Genomic DNA, 15,437 nt, shown 5'->3' with positions numbered 1-15,437 from the left:
CTGCACATGATCTACATCATTGAGGCCTTCGACAAAACGACTGACCTTCTCGTATTCGAGGAAAAGCTTCCGTGCGGACATGATGAAAAAATAAAACTCATCATGGGTTGGACGGAAGAACAATGGGGCTGGGAAGGCTACGATCTTGAAGTGCATCAGCTTGAGGCGTTGGAAAAATTACTCGCCAAAAAAGTTCATGACCCTCAGTGCTTTTTCCAGCTGACGTGTAACGTGAGCACCCGGTAAATATATAAAAACCCCGACCAGTCACCTGATCGGGGTTTTGTTTTACCGCTCGTTGCCGCTTAGTGCGAAACGCGGCTGGTGCCACCGACGGTGGAGATGCGCACGCGCTCACCGACACGGAACACTTCGTTTTCCTGAACCTGTTGCACGTAGGCGCGCATACTGCCGTCGTCTTCACGCACGGTGATTTCCACGCCCTGGGTGCGGGTCAGGCCTTCTTCGGTGGCCGAACCGATCAGACCACCGGCCACGGCGCCAATGACCGCCGCCACGATGCTGCCTTTGCCGCCACCGATGGCGCTGCCGCCGACACCGCCGACCACTGCGCCTGCAGCGCCGCCGATCGGGGTCTTGGTGCCTTCGATTTTCACCGGACGCAGGGATTCGATGGTGCCCATGCGAATCGTCTGCACACGACGCGCTTCGTCACGGGAGTAGGAGTCACCGGTCAGGCTCGACTGGCAGCCGGTCAGCAACATCGCCATCGTGGAAAAGGAAGCAACCAGCAGAACAGACTTACGCATAGCATCAACTCCAAAAGAACAGGTGTTCATTAAACCCCGCTGCTTGACGCCTGTCACGACACAGCCCGGATAAACTTGGTTTTATTCAGGCCCGGTACAGGCGCCTGCAGCCCCACCCAACAGTAGCGCCAAATCGCCCAACCTGCCCGGCCACCCCAAGGATTTTCATGGATTACTTGATCATTTTCGTCACCACCGTCGCCGGTCTGTACTTCCATTGGTGGCTGTACGTGCGAATCAAACGCTGGATGGATCGTGACCTGGCATTGTCCCTGGCGGGCAAGGATGAAGGCAAACGCGCCTTCATGCTCGAACAACTGGCGCATGCCCGCGTGCAGAAGATCAAGCGTCGGGACCTACCGAAATGGCTTGAGGCCGCTGCGGCAGGCTATCCCGCTCGGTAGACTGCTTAAGGCGCCAGACGTTCAAGAATCCAGTTGGCACCCTGCTGACGATAGTTCAGGCGATCGTGCAGACGGCTTGGACGCCCCTGCCAGAATTCGATGCGCTCAGGCAGCAGGCGGTAACCGCCCCAGTGTTCCGGGCAGTCAGGCTGAGTATCGCTGAAGCGCTGCTCGGTGGCCTTGAGCAGATCTTCCAGCTCGCCACGCCCATTGATCACCCTGCTCTGCGGTGAGGCCCAGGCCCCGAGCCGGCTGCCCAGCGGACGCACCTGATAGTACGCGTCGGACTCTGCAGGCGTGACCTTCACCACACGCCCTTCGATGCGCACCTGGCGCTCCAGGGTCGGCCAGAAGAAGGTCATGGCGGCAAACGGGTTGCCCGCCAGCTGCTGGCCCTTGGCACTGTCGTAGTTGGTGAAGAAGGTGAAACCCTGCTCGTCCAGGCCCTTGAGCAGCAGAATGCGGCAATGCGGTCGACCATCCGCATCGACCGTGGCCAGGGTCATGGCGTTGGCCTCCACTGGCGCCTGTTCGGTTTTCACCGCGTCGGCAAACCACTGGTGGAACAGCGCAAACGGTTCGCCCGGGGCTTGCGCCTCGGTCAGACCATCCCGGGTGTAATCACGACGCATATCTGCCAGAGCCTGGGTCATGGCGCATTCCTTTTCGTTAGCGGATCACTGCTTGGAAGTATCGGTGGCGGCGACTTTCTTGTCTGTGGTCGCCGCTTTGGCCGGAGCGGTTTTCTTGGCAGGCGTTTTCGCCGGAGCCTTGGTCGCCGCTTTCTTCGCTGGCGCCTTGGCGGCAGCTTTCTTCGCTGGAGCCTTTTTGCTCGCAGGTACGGCGGCTTTCGAAGCAGCCGGCGCCGGGGTGACCGGTTTGGCTGCAGGCTTGACGTCCTGTGCGGCAATCATCGTGGTCGGCGCTGGCGCCGGCATGTTGTATTTGCTCAGCAGGGCAACCATGGTGTTCTGCGGGGTCACCAGCAGTTCGACACGACGGTTCAGCGCACGGCCTTCAGCGCTGTCGTTGGCCGCACGCGGGGCATCGCCGCCCATGCCGCGCAGCATCAGGCGATCACGCTGCAGGCCGCTCAGACGGAAGATCGCCGCCACGGACTGGGCGCGCTCCTGGCTGAGTTTGACGTTGGCCGGCGCGGCGCCGGTGTTGTCGCTGTGACCGAGTACCAGTACCGCGGTTTTCGGGTCAGCTTCGAGGATTTTCGCGACATTGGTGAACGGGCTGAGGGTCACCGGCAGCAGCATCGCCGGACGCTTCGGGTTGAACGAGCCTTCAACCGGCGCGATCACCACCAGCACGTTGTCACGGCGTTCGAGTTGCAGATTGCTGTCCTTGATCGCCGCACGCAGGCGCGGTTCGTAGTCATCCAGCCAGGCCTGGGTGACTTTCGGGTCAGGCATCGGCACCACTTTGGCAGTGGATTGGTCTTTGCCGCCGAACGGCCACCACCACTTGTTGCCGGTGTCAGCATCGGCCTTGGCCACTACAGCCGGTTTGGCTTCTGGTTTTACTTCGGGTTTCACAGCAGCCTTGGCCGCCGCATCATCGGAGCCGCCAAACGGCCAGTACCAATGGCTGCTGCTTTCAGTCTTGGCCACAGGTGCGGTGGCAGCAGGCTTGAGCGGGGCTGGAGCCGGTGCCGGCTCTTTGGCCGCCACTTTGTCGGAAGATCCGAACGGCCACCAACTGCCACCGTCCGCATCGTTTTTAGGAGTCTGTGCACAACCGGTAATCGCAACACACAGGGCCAGGGCGAGAGTTTTTTTGGACGACATTGAAAATCCACAAAGTGAAGTAATGAAAGATCAGAGCTCTTTTGCCCGGATAAACAGACGCTTTGAATCAAAAAACCGGATCTGGTTCCAAATCTGGAACCTCACGTAACGCTTTACAGACAAGTGGCAAGTACCCGCGCCAGTTGCTGCGCGCGCGGATCCATCAAGACGTACGGCCCAAGGGTATTTGTCACAAAACCGAACGCAACATCGTGCTCAGGATCAGCAAAACCCACCGAACCGCCCGCCCCCGGATGACCGAACGCACGCGGACCGAGGCCGTAGGTGGCGTTCGCCATGTCCGGCTGATCGAGCATGCAGCCCAGACCGAAGCGGGTACGGGTCAGCAGCGTCTTGTCCTCACCGACGCTGTGTTCGCGCGTCAGTTCTTCGAGCATTTCGCTTTCGAGCAGACTGCCGTCGAGCAAACCGGCGTAGAAACCGGCCAGACTGCGTGCGTTGCCATGACCGTTGGCGGCCGGCTGCTGCATGCGCCGCCATTCCGGTTTGTTGGTACTGGTGAGCACCGACGGCGGATTGGTGAAGGCACGGGTGGTCATGGCGGTCGGTTCGCGCATGGTCACCTGCAACAGGCGCTGGGCGGCAGCGTCGCCGACGTTGCCCTTGCCGCGAGCGATATGCGCCACGCGGTAGAACTCTTCGTCAGCCAGTCCGACGTGAAAATCCAGGCCCAGCGGCTTGGCGACACGGGCGACGATGGACTCGCCCGGCCCGCGACCGTCAGCGCGACGGAGCAATTCGCCGACCAGCCAGCCATAGGTGATGGCGGCATACCCGTGGCCGGTGCCCGGCGTCCACCAGGGTGCTTCGGCCGCGAGGGCGTCGACCATGGTTTGCCATTCGTAAAGGGCGGCTGGCGCCAGCAACTCGCGCAGGGCCGGCAGACCCGCCTGATGGCAGAGCAGTTGGCGCAGGGTGACGGATTCTTTGCCGGCGGCAGCGAATTCCGGCCAATAGCGGGCAACCGGTACATCCAGTTGCAGTTTGCCTTCGGCCACCAGTTGCAGCGCGGTGACCGCGGTGAAAGTCTTGGTGCAGGAGAACAGGTTGGCGATGGTGTCGCTGTGCCAGGCCTCGGTGCCGTCCTTGTCGGCGGTACCGGACCAGAGGTCGAGGACAGTTTCTCCGCCGACCTTGATGCACAAGGCTGCGCCGCGTTCCTGGGAATCATCGAACAGTGCCGCGAAAGCCTCGCGCACCGCTTCGAACTGAAGCTCGTAATGTCCCTGAATCTGCACCCGCAACTCCCCCGCGAAAACGCTCTACAAAGTGGCCCGCATTGTTCCAGCCCTTGAGGGATTTGGGAACAGCTGCGGGCCAGACGGTTAAAAGCCAAGTCAAAAGATCGCAGCCTGCGGTAGCTCCTACATGAGATCGCTTTCCTCTGCAGGAGCTGCCGCAGGCTGCGATCTTTTAGCGCATCACAGATTAATGACCATTCCCCGAGTGCCCACCCGCGTGCCCTGCTCCCGCACCTTTGCCTGCCTCACCTTTCCTGCCGCCTTCGGCTTCGTGCTTAGAGGCTTTCTCAGCCTCCTTGCCCAACTGATCAAGCGCCTGCAGGTTGCTCTTGCGCACGGCGTCGACAAAGCCCTGATACGGCAGATCGGTAATCCCCACCAGACCAAAGTGCCCGTTCTCGCCATCGAGCAGACGCCCGGTCACCGGCTGGTCCAGATACTGGAACCAATGCACGCCGACAATCGACGGTTCGCTCAACGCCTGTTTTAGGAAATTGGCGTACGCCGGGCCGCGATCCTCTTCCTTCGCCAGTGGCGTCACGCCGCCCCAGAACGGGCCACGGTCAGCCGAACCGACATTGAATTCGGTGATCAGCACCGGTTTGTCGAGGGCGCGCAAAGCGGCAAAGTCATAGCCGTCCTGCGGTTTCAGCGTGTACATATTGAAACTCAACACGTCGCAGTACTGCGCGCAGGACGCCACGGCCTCCGGGGTGCTGGTGGCGAAACGCCCGCCGAGCAGCAGCTGATTCGGCGCGTGCCATTTCAGCGAATCGGAGATGGTCTTGAAATAGGTATCGGCAAACACCTTCTGGAAGTATTTGAAATCGTTTTCGATTTCCGGGTGTTCCGGATTCGGCAGCGGCGGCACGAACCCCGGGTCTTCCATCAACTCCCATGCCGGCAGATCAATGCCCCACGCTTTCGACAGGCCCGCCTGGTTGCGGTACTTGTCGCGCAGTTGCTTGAGGAACGCACGTTTGGCCGGTACGTCGGTGGTCATTTTCAACGTGCCATAGGCCAGGGCGTAGCGCGATTGCGGATCGGTGCCGAGACCGGCCCAGGCCAGTTCGTTGTCGGCGTAGTAACCGATCAGCCACGGATCGTCCCGATGATCGCGGGCGGCGATGGCGACGGCGCGCTCGGTGGCCATGGCGAAACGCGGGTCGAACGGGTCAGGCATGCCGCCCCACCAGTCGGTGCCGGTGCTGATGCTGGTGTAATCACCGACGATCGACAGCGGCAAGGTGTACGGCACCCGCTCGGCATCGCCCAGCGAGTCGGCACTCCAGTTGCCGACGGTGTTGAAGCCCCAGGCTTGCAGGCGATCGAGGGTGTGCGTGGTCCACTTCTGTTCGTCGACCGTGGCTTTGCATGGCGTGGCCGCTGTCGGCTCGGCCGTTGGTTCGGCTTTGGTCTGCGCGGCGCAAGGCTCGCCGTACAGGCGTTGCAGGTTGGCCGCGTAAAAATCGTACCAGCGCCCGGCGTTGTAGCCCCGGCCCTGATCGGCGCCGTTGCCACCACGGTTGTCGCCCTCGCCGAAATGGCTGGCAAGCGGCTCGTCAGGCTTGGGCAGGGATTCGAACATCCACTCACGCCCGGCCACGTACGTCTGGTTGACCTGCGGGCTGACGGTGTTGACCCCCAGCGAATAGAACGGATGCCCTTCAGGGGTCACCAGGTACCAGCGACCGTCACGCTTTTCGGTGCGGAAAAAGCCGCTGGCCTTGAACGCCGGGCCTTTGCTCCAGCCACCGAACTTGTCCAGCGAGGACTTTTCGCGCTCGGCCAGCCAGGTTTTCAGCTGTTGTTCTTCCTTGGCAGCGGCAGATTTCAGTTGTTCATCGCTGCTGACTTTTTCCGGCCATTTGCTGCGAGTCGATTGACCGTAAGCGTCCACCAGATTGCCGTAGACGGCCCGGGTCACCGCGTCACCGTCCTGCACGCCGAAACGTTCGAGCAGCAAGCTCTGCGCGGCTTTCGGCTGATCCATCCACAGGCTCACCGACACCACTTGGCTGCGGTCGATTTCACCGCTGCTGCTGGCCAGCAGAATCCGCTGGCCGTCGACGGTCATCGGCATCGGCGGCCCGGCCTTCATGCCCTGGCTCAGTGGCGAGGTCGCCACCAGCGGCACCAGCAGGGTTTGCGCAGGACCGGCCGGCAGGTCGACGCGGCTGGTCAGCGTCTGCCCGTTATTGCTCTGGATTTGTACGTAGACCGTCACGGCCCAGCTCATTGCGCTTTGCAGGCGCAGGCTCATCATGTCCGACTGCGACCAGTCCCAGGCACCGGCCTGCGGAGTCAGGCGCAGGGTCGGGCGAGCTACCGGGTTGAACGTCACCCGGCGCAGCACTTCCCCTTCCGGGGTTTGCTCGGCGTTGGCTTGTGGCAGGTCAGTGTTTTCGGTGACGACTTTCACCACGTCGGCGGGGCGAACGAAGTTGAACAGGGTCTGCTGACCGGCAGGCGCCGCCAGCAAGGGGGTGGCGAAGATCAAGGCAAACACGGCAGGCAACGAGCGGCGAATCATAAGAACGGAGTTCTCCCTAACGACCAAAAGGCCAATGGAAAAGCATGGCAGAGAGATAGACAGCGCGGCGGGCAAAACTGCCCACCGTTGTCTCAGGATATTTCACGACGGAAAGGTGGCAACGCATTGAGGATCGCCTTGCCATAGCGCTGGGTGACCAGCCGCCGATCGAGCAAGGTGATGGTGCCGCGGTCTTCTTCGGTACGCAGCAGACGCCCGCAAGCCTGAACCAGTTTCAGCGAAGCGTCGGGCACCGAGATTTCCATGAACGGATTGCCGCCGCGGGCTTCGATCCACTCCGACAGCGCGGCCTCGACCGGATCGTCCGGCACCGAGAACGGGATCTTGGCGATCACCACGTGTTCGCAGTACGCCCCCGGCAAGTCCACCCCTTCGGCGAAACTGGCGAGGCCGAACAGCACGCTGGAATCGCCGCCATCGACCCGCGCCTTGTGTTTGTTCAGGGTTTCCTGTTTCGACAGGTTGCCTTGAATGAACACTTGCTTGCGCCAGTCGCGGTCGAGACCATCGAACACGTCCTGCATTTGTTTGCGCGAAGAGAACAGCACCAGCGTACCGCGCGAACCTTCGACCAGATCCGGCAACTCGCGGATGATCGCCGCGGTGTGGGCGGCTGCATCACGCGGGTCGGCCTTCAGGTCCGGGACCCGCAACACACCGGCGTCGGCATGATGGAACGGACTCGGCACCACGGCGGTGACGGCTTTTTTCGGCAGGCCGGCACGCATGCGGAAACGGTCGAAGGTGCCCAGCGCGGTCAGGGTTGCCGACGTCACGAGGCAGCCGTAGGCCACGTTCCACAGGCTGCGGCGCAAGGTCTCGGCGGCGAGGATCGGGCTGGCGTTGACCTCGATGTCGAACAGCGAACCGCTTTCGGCCAGCGTCAGCCAGCGCGCCATCGGCGGGCTGTCTTCCGGGTCTTCGGCGGTGAACGCGGTCCACAGCTCCCAGTTGCCCGAGGCGCGGGACAACAGGCTGCCGAACAGCGGATACCACTCTTCGGCCTGATTGCTGGCAATGCCGATGTTGACCTCGCCATCCATGCCTTCCTTGAGCAGGTCGGTCAGGCGGGTGAACAGATCGTTGAGACGCGAGTAGCCTTTTTTCAGCTCGATGCCCATTTCGCGCATGTGCTCGGGAATCACCCCGCCGACGAAACGATGACGGGGCCGCTCGCGACCTTCGACGTCTTCCCCGGGTTTGAAGTCGGCGATCTGCTCGCACGCGGTGAACATGAACTGCTGCTGGGTCTTGATCTCCCGCGCGAGCTCCGGCACCTGTTCGATCAGCTTGCCCAGATCCCCCGGCAAGGGATGCTGGGCCAGCAGTTTGGTGAGGTTCTTGGCGGTGGTTTCCAGCCAGTCGGCGGTGGAACGCAGGCGCGTGTAATGGGCGAAGTGGCCGATGGCCTTGTCCGGCAGGTGATGGCCTTCGTCGAACACATAAATGGTGTCGCGCGGATCCGGCAGCACCGCACCGCCGCCCAGGGCCAGGTCAGCCAGGACCATGTCGTGGTTGGTGACGATCACGTCGACCTTGCCCATGCCTTCGCGCGCTTTATAGAAAGCGCACTGGCCGAAGTTCGGGCAATGGCGGTTGGTGCACTGGCTGTGATCGGTGGTCAGGCGTGCCCAGTCGGCGTCTTCGAGGGCGTTGGGCCAACTGTCGCGGTCGCCGTCCCATTTATTGCCGGCGAGTTTCTCGATCATGCTGGTGAACAGCTTCTGGCTGGCCTCGTCGACCTCGATCTTGAAACCTTCTTCTTCGAACAGCTGCGCAGTGGCGGTTTGCGCATGGCCTTCCTGCAGCAGCATGTCGAGCTTGGACAGGCACATGTAGCGGCCACGGCCCTTGGCCAACGCGAAGCTGAAGTTCAGCCCGCTGTTGCGCATCAGGTCGGGCAAGTCCTTGTAGACGATCTGCTCTTGCAGGGCCACGGTCGCGGTGGCAATCACCAGGCGCTTGCCAGCCAGCTTCGCCGTGGGAATCGCCGCCAGGCTGTAGGCCACGGTCTTGCCGGTACCGGTGCCGGCTTCCACCGCGACAATCGCGGGGTCGCCACTGCGCCGGCCTTCGTCATCGGTGTCGATATCCCCGAGGACTTTGGCGACTTCGGCGATCATCAGGCGCTGGCCGTATCGCGGCTTGAGGCTCTTGGCTTCAAGAAAACGCGAGTAGGCGCCCTGGATCGTGGTTTTGAGTTCAGTGCTGATCATTGAGTGTCGGGCGTAAAAACGCTGGATAAATTTTCAGTAGTTCGGATCGGCGGCTATCATACCCCGCGAATCGATCCCGCGCAGAACGGAGTACCCCAATGACACCTTTTAGCCTCGTTTATCCGCTGCATGTCCTGTCCGCCCTGGTCTGGGTCGGCGGCATGTTTTTCGCCTGGATGGTCCTGCGCCCGGCGGCAGTAAAGGCTCTCGACGGCCCCGCCCGCCTGACCTTGTGGGTGGAAGTGTTTCAAGGTTTTTTCCGCTGGGTCTGGGTCGCGGTGATCCTGTTGCCGATCAGCGGCGTGGGCATGCTGCACTTGCAGCACATCGGGTTCGAGACCGCGCCGAAGTACGTGCAGGTGATGATGGGGCTGTATGTGGTGATGACGGCGCTGTTTATCCGCATTCAGGGCTTGATGCTGCCAGAGTTGCGCAAGGCCGTTGAAGCCAAGGACTGGCCGGCGGGTGCGGCGGTGCTGGGGCGGATTCGCCGGGTGGTGGGGATTAACTTGATTGTCGGGTTGGTGCTGGTGGCGATTGCCGCCGCTCGACCGATGTTCTGAGCGGCTGAAGACAAACACTTTTTGTGGCGAGGGAGCTTGCTCCCGCTGGGTCGCGTAGCGGCCCCACCCCAGATACCGCGTTTCTTCAGATTGAACGCGTCAGCTGATTTGGAGCTGCTCGCAGCGCAACGGGAGCAAGTTCCCTCACCACGGTTGTGAGTAGCGCTGTTATTTAGAGGCGTTGCACGGTCACCGCACCCGCCGCCCCCACTGGCCCAGGCTGACCATCAGCCCCGGCCTTGCCGTTCTTGCCGCCATCGGCGCGATACACCAGGCAGCCCTTGGACTTGCCGCCCTTGCCCGCCTTGCCACCGACACCCGCCGGGCCACCGGCACCGCCAGCGACGTTGACCTTGATCAGCTCAGCCGGAAACTCGCGCGGCACCTCCAGGCGCACCAGCGCCCCCGGAGCACCGGGTTGGCCGTCGCTGCCGTTGCTGCCATCAAAACCGTGGCCGGCCTCGCCCCAGGTGCAACCCGGATCTTCACCGTTACCGCCATCGAGGCCGACAAAACCCGGTGCTCCGGTACCGCCACGGGCATCAACCAGCAACTTCGGCGCGCTCAACGCCTTGAACTGCAAATTCAGGTTGCGCCCGGCGCGGGCGGCTTTTTCATAAGTGCCCGGCGCGCCGCGAGCAGTGATCAGACTGCCCTCGGACAACTGCGCACGGCTGACTTTCATGTCCAGCGCCTGTTCGCTGGGGACGATTGCGATGCGCGCTTCGTGGCCCAGACGCAATTCGCCGACGGTCAGCTCGATCACGTTGGAAGGAATCAGCAGCGTGCCGTAGTCGGCCACTTCCAGCCGTTCCAGCTGCAAGGTGCTGGCGGTGTTGGGCAGACGCATCAGCGAGTTGGGTTCGACGCTGACCACCTGGGCACAGGCCAGGGGACTGATCAATGCAGCGAGCAGGCAAAGTTTACGCATGGGAAGAAGCCTCCGGAGCGGCCGGGGCCGGGATGGTTTGCAGGTGAAATACGCCGAACAACAGGATCCGCAGACGGTCACGCCACGGGTTGGGACGCCCCTTGAGGCGACAGAACAGCAATTCCAGAACATGCAGTGCCAGCAACAGGGCACCGGCCAGATTGACCAGCAAATGCAACGGATGCACAAACGGCACCAGCAGATTGACCACCACCACGCACCAGAACAGCAGGGTCAACAAGCGCCCCAGCCCCCAGAAAACCTTCATACGCTCCCCCGTCTCGGAATTATTCTTTGGGCGCACAGTAACGGCTTAGGCGGGGGATAAGCCAGAGGGGTAAATGAAAAAACTTTTGTCAGCCGTCGGATGGCTGCCGGCTCGACGATGATCGTCGCCCGGCAGCTCTAGCCTGCGGACTACAGACAAGTCTTAGCGATTGATATGCAACTCCACCCGACGATTTTTCGCCCGTCCCTCGTCCGTCGCGTTGTCGGCCACCGGCTCGCTCTCGCCGCGCCCTTCGCTGGTCAGTTTGCCCGGTTCCAGGCCCTGGCTCAGCAGATACGCCGCGACACTGCTGGCGCGCCGCTGCGACAACGCCTGGTTATAGGCATCCGAACCCTTGCTGTCGGTGTGGCCGATGACCTTGATGCTGACCACGTCGGCATTGCGCAGCTTGTCCATCAGCGTATCGAGCTGGGCCTTGGCGGCCGGAGTCAGGTCCGACTTGTCGAAATCGAACAACACATTGCCCGCGTCGCTGAGGGTGATGACTTCCGATTGCGGCGCAGGCTCGGGGGCTTTTGCAGTGACCGGATATTGCGGCAACGGGCAGCCGCGATGATCGACCGGGGTATTGGCCGGGGTGTCAGGGCAACGGTCGCGGCGGTCGAATACGCCATCGCCGTCTTCATCGCCATCCTGGGCATAGCAGATCAGCCCGCCAGTCAGAATCCCCAGCGCCGCGCCGCCACCGGCCCAGCCGCCACTTTCGATGGCGCCAAGACCGCCACCGACCAGCCCGCCTATCAGGCTGCAGATCGGCCACGTACGTTGATTGAGGGGGGCATCGCCATCGCTGTGGGTAGCACAACCGGTGAGCAAGCTGCCTAGCAGCAGCACCGGCAAGACGGACCTTGAGAAAACAGTCATTGTGAAAGCTCCTGTGTCACCGGCCCATACCGGTTACACAGGAGTAAAGACCCGCATCCGCGACTGCACAAGCCGCGGATGCGAGAGGGGCTAGCGGACGATTTTGATTTCGGTACGACGGTTCTGTGCGCGACCGTCAGCGGTTTTGTTATCCGCCACTGGCTGGCTTTCACCCATGCCCGATACCGAGACGAAGCTGGCACGCGGCACACCTTGCTGGATCAGGTATTCCACCACCGAGTGCGCACGACGATCCGACAGTTTTTTGTTGTAGGCATCGCTGCCGACGCTGTCGGTGTGACCGGTCACGGTCAGTTGCGCCGTGGACGACTCTTGTTTCAGGCGCGTGGCGACTTTGTCCAGAACCTGTTTATCGGAACCGGTCAGGGTGGCTTTGTCGAACTGGAAGTGCACATCGCGGATGACGATGGTTTCTTCCTTGACCACAACAGCCTCTTCTACCACTGGCGCAGGGGCAGGTGGAGGGCAGCCGTCAGCATCGACCTGCACGCCTTTAGGCGTATGCGGGCACTTGTCGCGACTGTCCGGCACACCATCGCCGTCTTCGTCGCCATCACCGTGCACCCAGCAATAGGCGGCTGCGGTACCACCGACCAACAATGCGCCATAGCCGGCCCACGCCGAACTTTCCGTCGCACCGAGACCGGCACCGACCACACCACCGACCGCCGCACAGGTCGGCCAGTCGGTTTTCTGCAAACCTGCGCAACCAGTCAACACACTGGTTAGCAGAATCAAAGGTAATGCTGTCCGAACTATGCTCATCTGGTTTTCTCCTGAGGGATCGGCTTAGAACCGATTCACGGAGTAAAGACCGGAGTTTTAATCTCCGCCAGCAATAGGCCGCTGGCATTTGGGACCGTGTTCACAGTGATTCGGCACTTTTGCCAGATGCGGCAAACCGGGGTCTAGGCCGGATCCGTCTGGCGCGCTAGTCTTGGCGATCTGATTGAGGAGCTTCGATGAACGTCGCCATTTCTTCGCGCACGCCGCAACAGGCGCTGGCTGCTTTACTGGATCGCTATGCCCCGGCGCGTTTGCTGCTGATCGGCGCCAGCGAATTTCCGGCGCTCACCGCATTCAAGGAGGCGCACCCGGACTGCTGCGTCGCCCACGCCGAACCCGGTGCGTTGCCCGCCGAACTCGCGGCGCGGCGCTTTGACCTGGCGCTGGTGGTCGATTGCCTGGAGCATCTGCCCAAGCGCGAGGGCCTGAATTTGCTGGGCGGAATCCGCAACCTCAACGCCAGCCGCATCGCGGTGCTGGCGGACCTGACGGCGAGCGGCTGGCAGGAAACCGATTTCTATTCACTGGCGCTGCAAGCCAGTGAACGCTTCCAGCGCGACGATCAAGTGCTGACCCTGTTCACCTACGATCTGCTTGACTACAAACAAGTCCCCGACTGGCTCAACTCGCGGTTCTGGGCCAATCCGGAAAATTTCGGGAAATACTGGTGGTAATGCAATGAGTACAGCCATTTGCCCGTGCGGCAGCGGCAACCCGCTGGAAGCCTGCTGCGGCCACTATCACGCCGGCCACCCGGCGCCGTGCGCCGAAGCCCTGATGCGTTCGCGCTACAGCGCCTACGTGCTGGGGCTGATCGATTATCTGGTGGCCACCACCCTGCCCGCTCAGCAGACGGGTCTGGATCGCCAGTCGATCAGCGCCTGGAGCGCACAAAGCACCTGGCTCGGCCTTGAGGTCGAAAGCTCGGAAGTGTTCGGCGGCCAGCCCGAGCACGCCTTCGTCACCTTCACCGCACGCTGGCACGACAGCCAGGGCGAACACAGCCACCGCGAGCGCTCATCGTTCGTGCAGAACAGCGGGCGCTGGTACTTCATCGATCCGACCGTGCAGTTGAAGCTGGGACGCAACGACAGTTGCCCGTGTGCCAGCGGGCAGAAGTTCAAGAAGTGCTGTGCGGGGTATTTCGGCGCATAAGGTCAAAAGATCGCAGCCTGCGGCAGCGCCTACAGGGGTATGCGACTTATGTGGGAACTGCCGCAGGCTGCGCTCTTTTTAGCGTCTAGACTGGCTGCAAAGGGAGTTCAACCATGCTCGGTCGTTGGCGCACATTCCAGCTTTTCACTTTGACACTGATCCTGAATCTGGGCGGTTGCGCCTCGTGGTTCAGCGATGACAGCGTCGACCCCGCCGTCCACCTGGTGAAAGTCGAGGTGGTGCGGGCCAAGCTGCTTGAGCAGAAATTCATCCTGCACTTTCGCATCGACAACCCCAACGACAGCGACCTGACCGTGCGCGGCATGGAATATCGCATTCATCTGGCGGATATGTTGCTGGCCGAAGGCGAGCATGAACACTGGATCACCGTGGGGCCCAAAAGCAGCGCGTTCTACCGGATACCGATCCGCACCAACCTGTGGCCGCGGGTGAAGGACGTGGTGAAAATGCTCAAGAGTCCGCACCAGCAGGTGCCTTATCGACTGCAAGGCGAGATGGAAACCGGTTTATTCATCGCCCACTACGTGCACCTGGAGCGCAATGGCGTGATAATCCCCGCCGATTTAATTCCGGAGCACAACCGATGACTCAGCAACCTCATGTCCATGGCCCTGACTGCAACCACGATCATGACCATCATCATGATCAAGACCATGGCCATGTCCACGGCCCGAACTGCGGCCACGCCCACCAGGAACCGGTGCGCAACGCCCTGAAAGACGTCGGCCGCAACGACCCTTGCCCATGCGGCAACGGCAAGAAATTCAAGAAGTGCCACGGCGCTTGATGCCTTGGGCGAAGTCCTTCTTCGCCTGAAACATCGCTATCGCGAGCCGGCTCACTCCTACAGATGAAATGCGTTCAACTGTAGGAGTGAGCCGGCTCGGCGATACCGACGGTACATTCACCAAAAACCTTCAGCCGGCCGCCAGAATCTGCGCACTCCCGGTCACCGTCGCATACTCCTCGTGCAAATTCCCCAGCGACATCCCGTGCACCTCTTCGGCTGAACGCGGTGTGCCGAAATAATCGGCCTTGTCGAAAGTGAAACACGCATCCTCCGCCACCCACGTATCAAACCCCAGATTGCCCGCCGTGCGCGCTGTGGACTCCACCGAGTTGTGGGTCGCCACACCAACAATGATCAACTGCCCGATCCGCGCCTCACGCAACCGGGCCTCCAGCCCAGTCGAACAAAACGCATCCGGCACCTGTTTCTGGATCAGCCATTCGCCGTCCTGCGGCAAAAACCGTGGCTGAAACTCCACCCCTGACTGCCCGGGCCAGAACACCGAGTCCGGCGAGTGCGACAGATGCTGCACATGAATCACAGGACGCCCGCTGCTACGCCATTCCCCCAGCAAATCGAGCATGCGCTCTTCGGCCTGTGGGTTATTCCGCCGGCCCAGGCGCGGCTCCAGAATGCCCTGTTGCTGGTCGATGATGATCAGTGCGGCGTTGGTCTGAAGCTTCATGGCGATTTGTCTCACGCAGGGTCATTGAGTTTCCCGCACTTCAGCATCACCGCCACGGGGTGAGCAAGCTCTGATTCAACCCAATCAAGGATCGCCCGGCGACGGTGAACGCGTATGCCTTGGTGCAGAAGATCAACCCGCCGAAACCCTGATATCTGGATGGATCGTTGTTGTGGCGAGGGAGCTTGCTCCCGCTCGGCTGCGCAGCAGTCGTTATCCAGACAGCGTATTTTTCTGATAAATCGCGGTGAATGGTTTGAGAGCGCTTCGCACTCCAGCGGGAGCAAGCTCCCTCGCCACAAAAACACTGTGATCTCTGCTGATTTGCTG

Annotated in this window: 18 protein-coding genes and 1 pseudogene; 8 read left to right on the top strand and 11 right to left on the bottom strand. The window is 61.6% G+C overall.

Translation table 11 applies throughout. From position 1 onward, the window contains the following. The first annotated feature begins 6 nt into the window (after positions 1 to 6). Positions 7 to 246 carry a DUF7683 domain-containing protein gene (locus KKQ10_RS14520; protein WP_215501486.1) on the top strand — a complete coding sequence of 80 codons (240 nt, stop codon included), beginning with the start codon at positions 7 to 9 and terminating at the stop codon, positions 244 to 246. A 59-nt stretch (positions 247 to 305) separates the two neighbouring features. Here the strand turns inward: KKQ10_RS14520 and KKQ10_RS14515 are convergent, their stop codons facing one another. Continuing rightward, the gene (locus tag KKQ10_RS14515) at positions 306 to 770 is read right to left on the bottom strand and encodes an outer membrane lipoprotein (RefSeq protein WP_007969461.1); all 465 of its coding nucleotides are present in this window, start codon (positions 768 to 770) and stop codon (positions 306 to 308) included. 167 nt (positions 771 to 937) lie between these two features. Here KKQ10_RS14515 and KKQ10_RS14510 point away from each other — a divergent pair, with 167 nt between their 5' ends. Continuing rightward, positions 938 to 1,174, top strand: coding sequence for a hypothetical protein (locus KKQ10_RS14510; RefSeq protein WP_215501485.1), 237 nt, complete (start codon positions 938 to 940; stop codon positions 1,172 to 1,174). 5 nt (positions 1,175 to 1,179) lie between these two features. On the opposite strand, the gene pdxH is transcribed toward KKQ10_RS14510, so the two are convergent. The 5 genes from pdxH to dinG form a co-directional block, all read right to left on the bottom strand. Next, positions 1,180 to 1,827: a pyridoxamine 5'-phosphate oxidase gene (gene pdxH, locus KKQ10_RS14505; RefSeq protein WP_215501484.1), complete on the bottom strand. Its 648-nt coding sequence runs from the start codon at positions 1,825 to 1,827 to the stop codon at positions 1,180 to 1,182. A 24-nt stretch (positions 1,828 to 1,851) separates the two neighbouring features. After that, positions 1,852 to 2,970, bottom strand: a complete 1,119-nt coding sequence (locus KKQ10_RS14500) for an OmpA family protein (protein WP_215501483.1) — start codon at positions 2,968 to 2,970, stop codon at positions 1,852 to 1,854. Between the two features lie 113 nt (positions 2,971 to 3,083). Next, on the bottom strand, positions 3,084 to 4,229 hold the full coding sequence (locus tag KKQ10_RS14495; RefSeq protein WP_127649640.1) for a serine hydrolase domain-containing protein: 1,146 nt from the start codon (positions 4,227 to 4,229) through the stop codon (positions 3,084 to 3,086). A gap of 190 nt (positions 4,230 to 4,419) precedes the next feature. Beyond that, entirely contained in the window at positions 4,420 to 6,765 is a 2,346-nt protein-coding gene (locus tag KKQ10_RS14490) for a beta-galactosidase (protein WP_215501482.1), read from the bottom strand. A gap of 92 nt (positions 6,766 to 6,857) precedes the next feature. Then, positions 6,858 to 9,002, bottom strand: a complete 2,145-nt coding sequence (gene dinG, locus KKQ10_RS14485) for an ATP-dependent DNA helicase DinG (protein ID WP_007968875.1) — start codon at positions 9,000 to 9,002, stop codon at positions 6,858 to 6,860. Positions 9,003 to 9,100: 98 nt separating this feature from the next. Here dinG and KKQ10_RS14480 point away from each other — a divergent pair, with 98 nt between their 5' ends. Then, entirely contained in the window at positions 9,101 to 9,565 is a 465-nt protein-coding gene (locus KKQ10_RS14480; RefSeq protein WP_127649638.1) for a CopD family protein, read from the top strand. A 172-nt stretch (positions 9,566 to 9,737) separates the two neighbouring features. Here KKQ10_RS14480 and KKQ10_RS14475 read toward each other — a convergent pair whose 3' ends face one another. From KKQ10_RS14475 to KKQ10_RS14460, 4 genes are all read right to left on the bottom strand, one after another. Continuing rightward, positions 9,738 to 10,496, bottom strand: coding sequence for a collagen-like protein (locus tag KKQ10_RS14475; RefSeq protein ID WP_215501481.1), 759 nt, complete (start codon positions 10,494 to 10,496; stop codon positions 9,738 to 9,740). Continuing rightward, positions 10,489 to 10,764: a DUF1145 domain-containing protein gene (locus KKQ10_RS14470; RefSeq protein WP_025110781.1), complete on the bottom strand. Its 276-nt coding sequence runs from the start codon at positions 10,762 to 10,764 to the stop codon at positions 10,489 to 10,491. The genes KKQ10_RS14475 and KKQ10_RS14470 overlap by 8 nt, the downstream gene beginning before the upstream one ends. A 162-nt stretch (positions 10,765 to 10,926) precedes the next feature. Next, entirely contained in the window at positions 10,927 to 11,649 is a 723-nt protein-coding gene (locus KKQ10_RS14465) for a PA1041 family peptidoglycan-binding anchor lipoprotein (protein WP_127649636.1), read from the bottom strand. Between the two features lie 90 nt (positions 11,650 to 11,739). After that, positions 11,740 to 12,435, bottom strand: a complete 696-nt coding sequence (locus KKQ10_RS14460; RefSeq protein WP_041070618.1) for a PA1041 family peptidoglycan-binding anchor lipoprotein — start codon at positions 12,433 to 12,435, stop codon at positions 11,740 to 11,742. Between the two features lie 197 nt (positions 12,436 to 12,632). On the opposite strand from KKQ10_RS14460, the gene KKQ10_RS14455 reads away from it, so the two are divergent. The 4 genes from KKQ10_RS14455 (at position 12,633) to KKQ10_RS14440 (ending at position 14,419) form a co-directional block, all read left to right on the top strand. After that, complete coding sequence (locus KKQ10_RS14455; protein WP_127649635.1) at positions 12,633 to 13,130, top strand: DUF6231 family protein; 498 nt, start codon at positions 12,633 to 12,635, stop codon at positions 13,128 to 13,130. Positions 13,131 to 13,134: 4 nt separating this feature from the next. After that, entirely contained in the window at positions 13,135 to 13,611 is a 477-nt protein-coding gene (locus KKQ10_RS14450; protein WP_215501480.1) for a YchJ family protein, read from the top strand. A gap of 113 nt (positions 13,612 to 13,724) precedes the next feature. Next, positions 13,725 to 14,219 carry an LEA/WHy family protein gene (locus tag KKQ10_RS14445; RefSeq protein WP_127649633.1) on the top strand — a complete coding sequence of 165 codons (495 nt, stop codon included), beginning with the start codon at positions 13,725 to 13,727 and terminating at the stop codon, positions 14,217 to 14,219. Then, on the top strand, positions 14,216 to 14,419 hold the full coding sequence (locus tag KKQ10_RS14440; protein ID WP_215501479.1) for an SEC-C metal-binding domain-containing protein: 204 nt from the start codon (positions 14,216 to 14,218) through the stop codon (positions 14,417 to 14,419). Before KKQ10_RS14445 ends, KKQ10_RS14440 begins: the two co-directional genes overlap by 4 nt. Positions 14,420 to 14,549: 130 nt before the next feature. Here KKQ10_RS14440 and KKQ10_RS14435 read toward each other — a convergent pair whose 3' ends face one another. After that, the gene (locus tag KKQ10_RS14435) at positions 14,550 to 15,107 is read right to left on the bottom strand and encodes a cysteine hydrolase family protein (RefSeq protein ID WP_215501478.1); all 558 of its coding nucleotides are present in this window, start codon (positions 15,105 to 15,107) and stop codon (positions 14,550 to 14,552) included. Between the two features lie 74 nt (positions 15,108 to 15,181). On the opposite strand from KKQ10_RS14435, the pseudogene KKQ10_RS14430 reads away from it, so the two are divergent. Next, positions 15,182 to 15,259: pseudogene (locus tag KKQ10_RS14430) on the top strand (thiol:disulfide oxidoreductase); the annotation flags it as partial. Between the last annotated feature and the right edge of the window lie 178 nt (positions 15,260 to 15,437).

Origin of the sequence: Pseudomonas sp. MG-9 (assembly GCF_018729515.1) — a bacterium.
Lineage (GTDB): Bacteria > Pseudomonadota > Gammaproteobacteria > Pseudomonadales > Pseudomonadaceae > Aquipseudomonas > Aquipseudomonas serboccidentalis.
Note: the sequence above shows the minus strand (reverse complement) of the source record. Positions and strands in the feature narration are given on the sequence as shown.

Excerpts from the sequence above, each read along its gene's own strand:
- KKQ10_RS14520 (WP_215501486.1), top strand. The coding sequence starts at position 7 with ATGATCTACATCATTGAGGCCTTCGACAAAACGACTGACCTTCTCGTA.
- KKQ10_RS14515 (WP_007969461.1), bottom strand. The coding sequence starts at position 770 with ATGCGTAAGTCTGTTCTGCTGGTTGCTTCCTTTTCCACGATGGCGATG.
- KKQ10_RS14510 (WP_215501485.1), top strand. The coding sequence starts at position 938 with ATGGATTACTTGATCATTTTCGTCACCACCGTCGCCGGTCTGTACTTC.
- pdxH (WP_215501484.1), bottom strand. The coding sequence starts at position 1,827 with ATGACCCAGGCTCTGGCAGATATGCGTCGTGATTACACCCGGGATGGT.
- KKQ10_RS14500 (WP_215501483.1), bottom strand. The coding sequence starts at position 2,970 with ATGTCGTCCAAAAAAACTCTCGCCCTGGCCCTGTGTGTTGCGATTACC.
- KKQ10_RS14490 (WP_215501482.1), bottom strand. The coding sequence starts at position 6,765 with ATGATTCGCCGCTCGTTGCCTGCCGTGTTTGCCTTGATCTTCGCCACC.
- dinG (WP_007968875.1), bottom strand. The coding sequence starts at position 9,002 with ATGATCAGCACTGAACTCAAAACCACGATCCAGGGCGCCTACTCGCGT.
- KKQ10_RS14480 (WP_127649638.1), top strand. The coding sequence starts at position 9,101 with ATGACACCTTTTAGCCTCGTTTATCCGCTGCATGTCCTGTCCGCCCTG.
- KKQ10_RS14475 (WP_215501481.1), bottom strand. The coding sequence starts at position 10,496 with ATGCGTAAACTTTGCCTGCTCGCTGCATTGATCAGTCCCCTGGCCTGT.
- KKQ10_RS14470 (WP_025110781.1), bottom strand. The coding sequence starts at position 10,764 with ATGAAGGTTTTCTGGGGGCTGGGGCGCTTGTTGACCCTGCTGTTCTGG.
- KKQ10_RS14465 (WP_127649636.1), bottom strand. The coding sequence starts at position 11,649 with ATGACTGTTTTCTCAAGGTCCGTCTTGCCGGTGCTGCTGCTAGGCAGC.
- KKQ10_RS14460 (WP_041070618.1), bottom strand. The coding sequence starts at position 12,435 with ATGAGCATAGTTCGGACAGCATTACCTTTGATTCTGCTAACCAGTGTG.
- KKQ10_RS14455 (WP_127649635.1), top strand. The coding sequence starts at position 12,633 with ATGAACGTCGCCATTTCTTCGCGCACGCCGCAACAGGCGCTGGCTGCT.
- KKQ10_RS14450 (WP_215501480.1), top strand. The coding sequence starts at position 13,135 with ATGAGTACAGCCATTTGCCCGTGCGGCAGCGGCAACCCGCTGGAAGCC.
- KKQ10_RS14445 (WP_127649633.1), top strand. The coding sequence starts at position 13,725 with ATGCTCGGTCGTTGGCGCACATTCCAGCTTTTCACTTTGACACTGATC.
- KKQ10_RS14440 (WP_215501479.1), top strand. The coding sequence starts at position 14,216 with ATGACTCAGCAACCTCATGTCCATGGCCCTGACTGCAACCACGATCAT.
- KKQ10_RS14435 (WP_215501478.1), bottom strand. The coding sequence starts at position 15,107 with ATGAAGCTTCAGACCAACGCCGCACTGATCATCATCGACCAGCAACAG.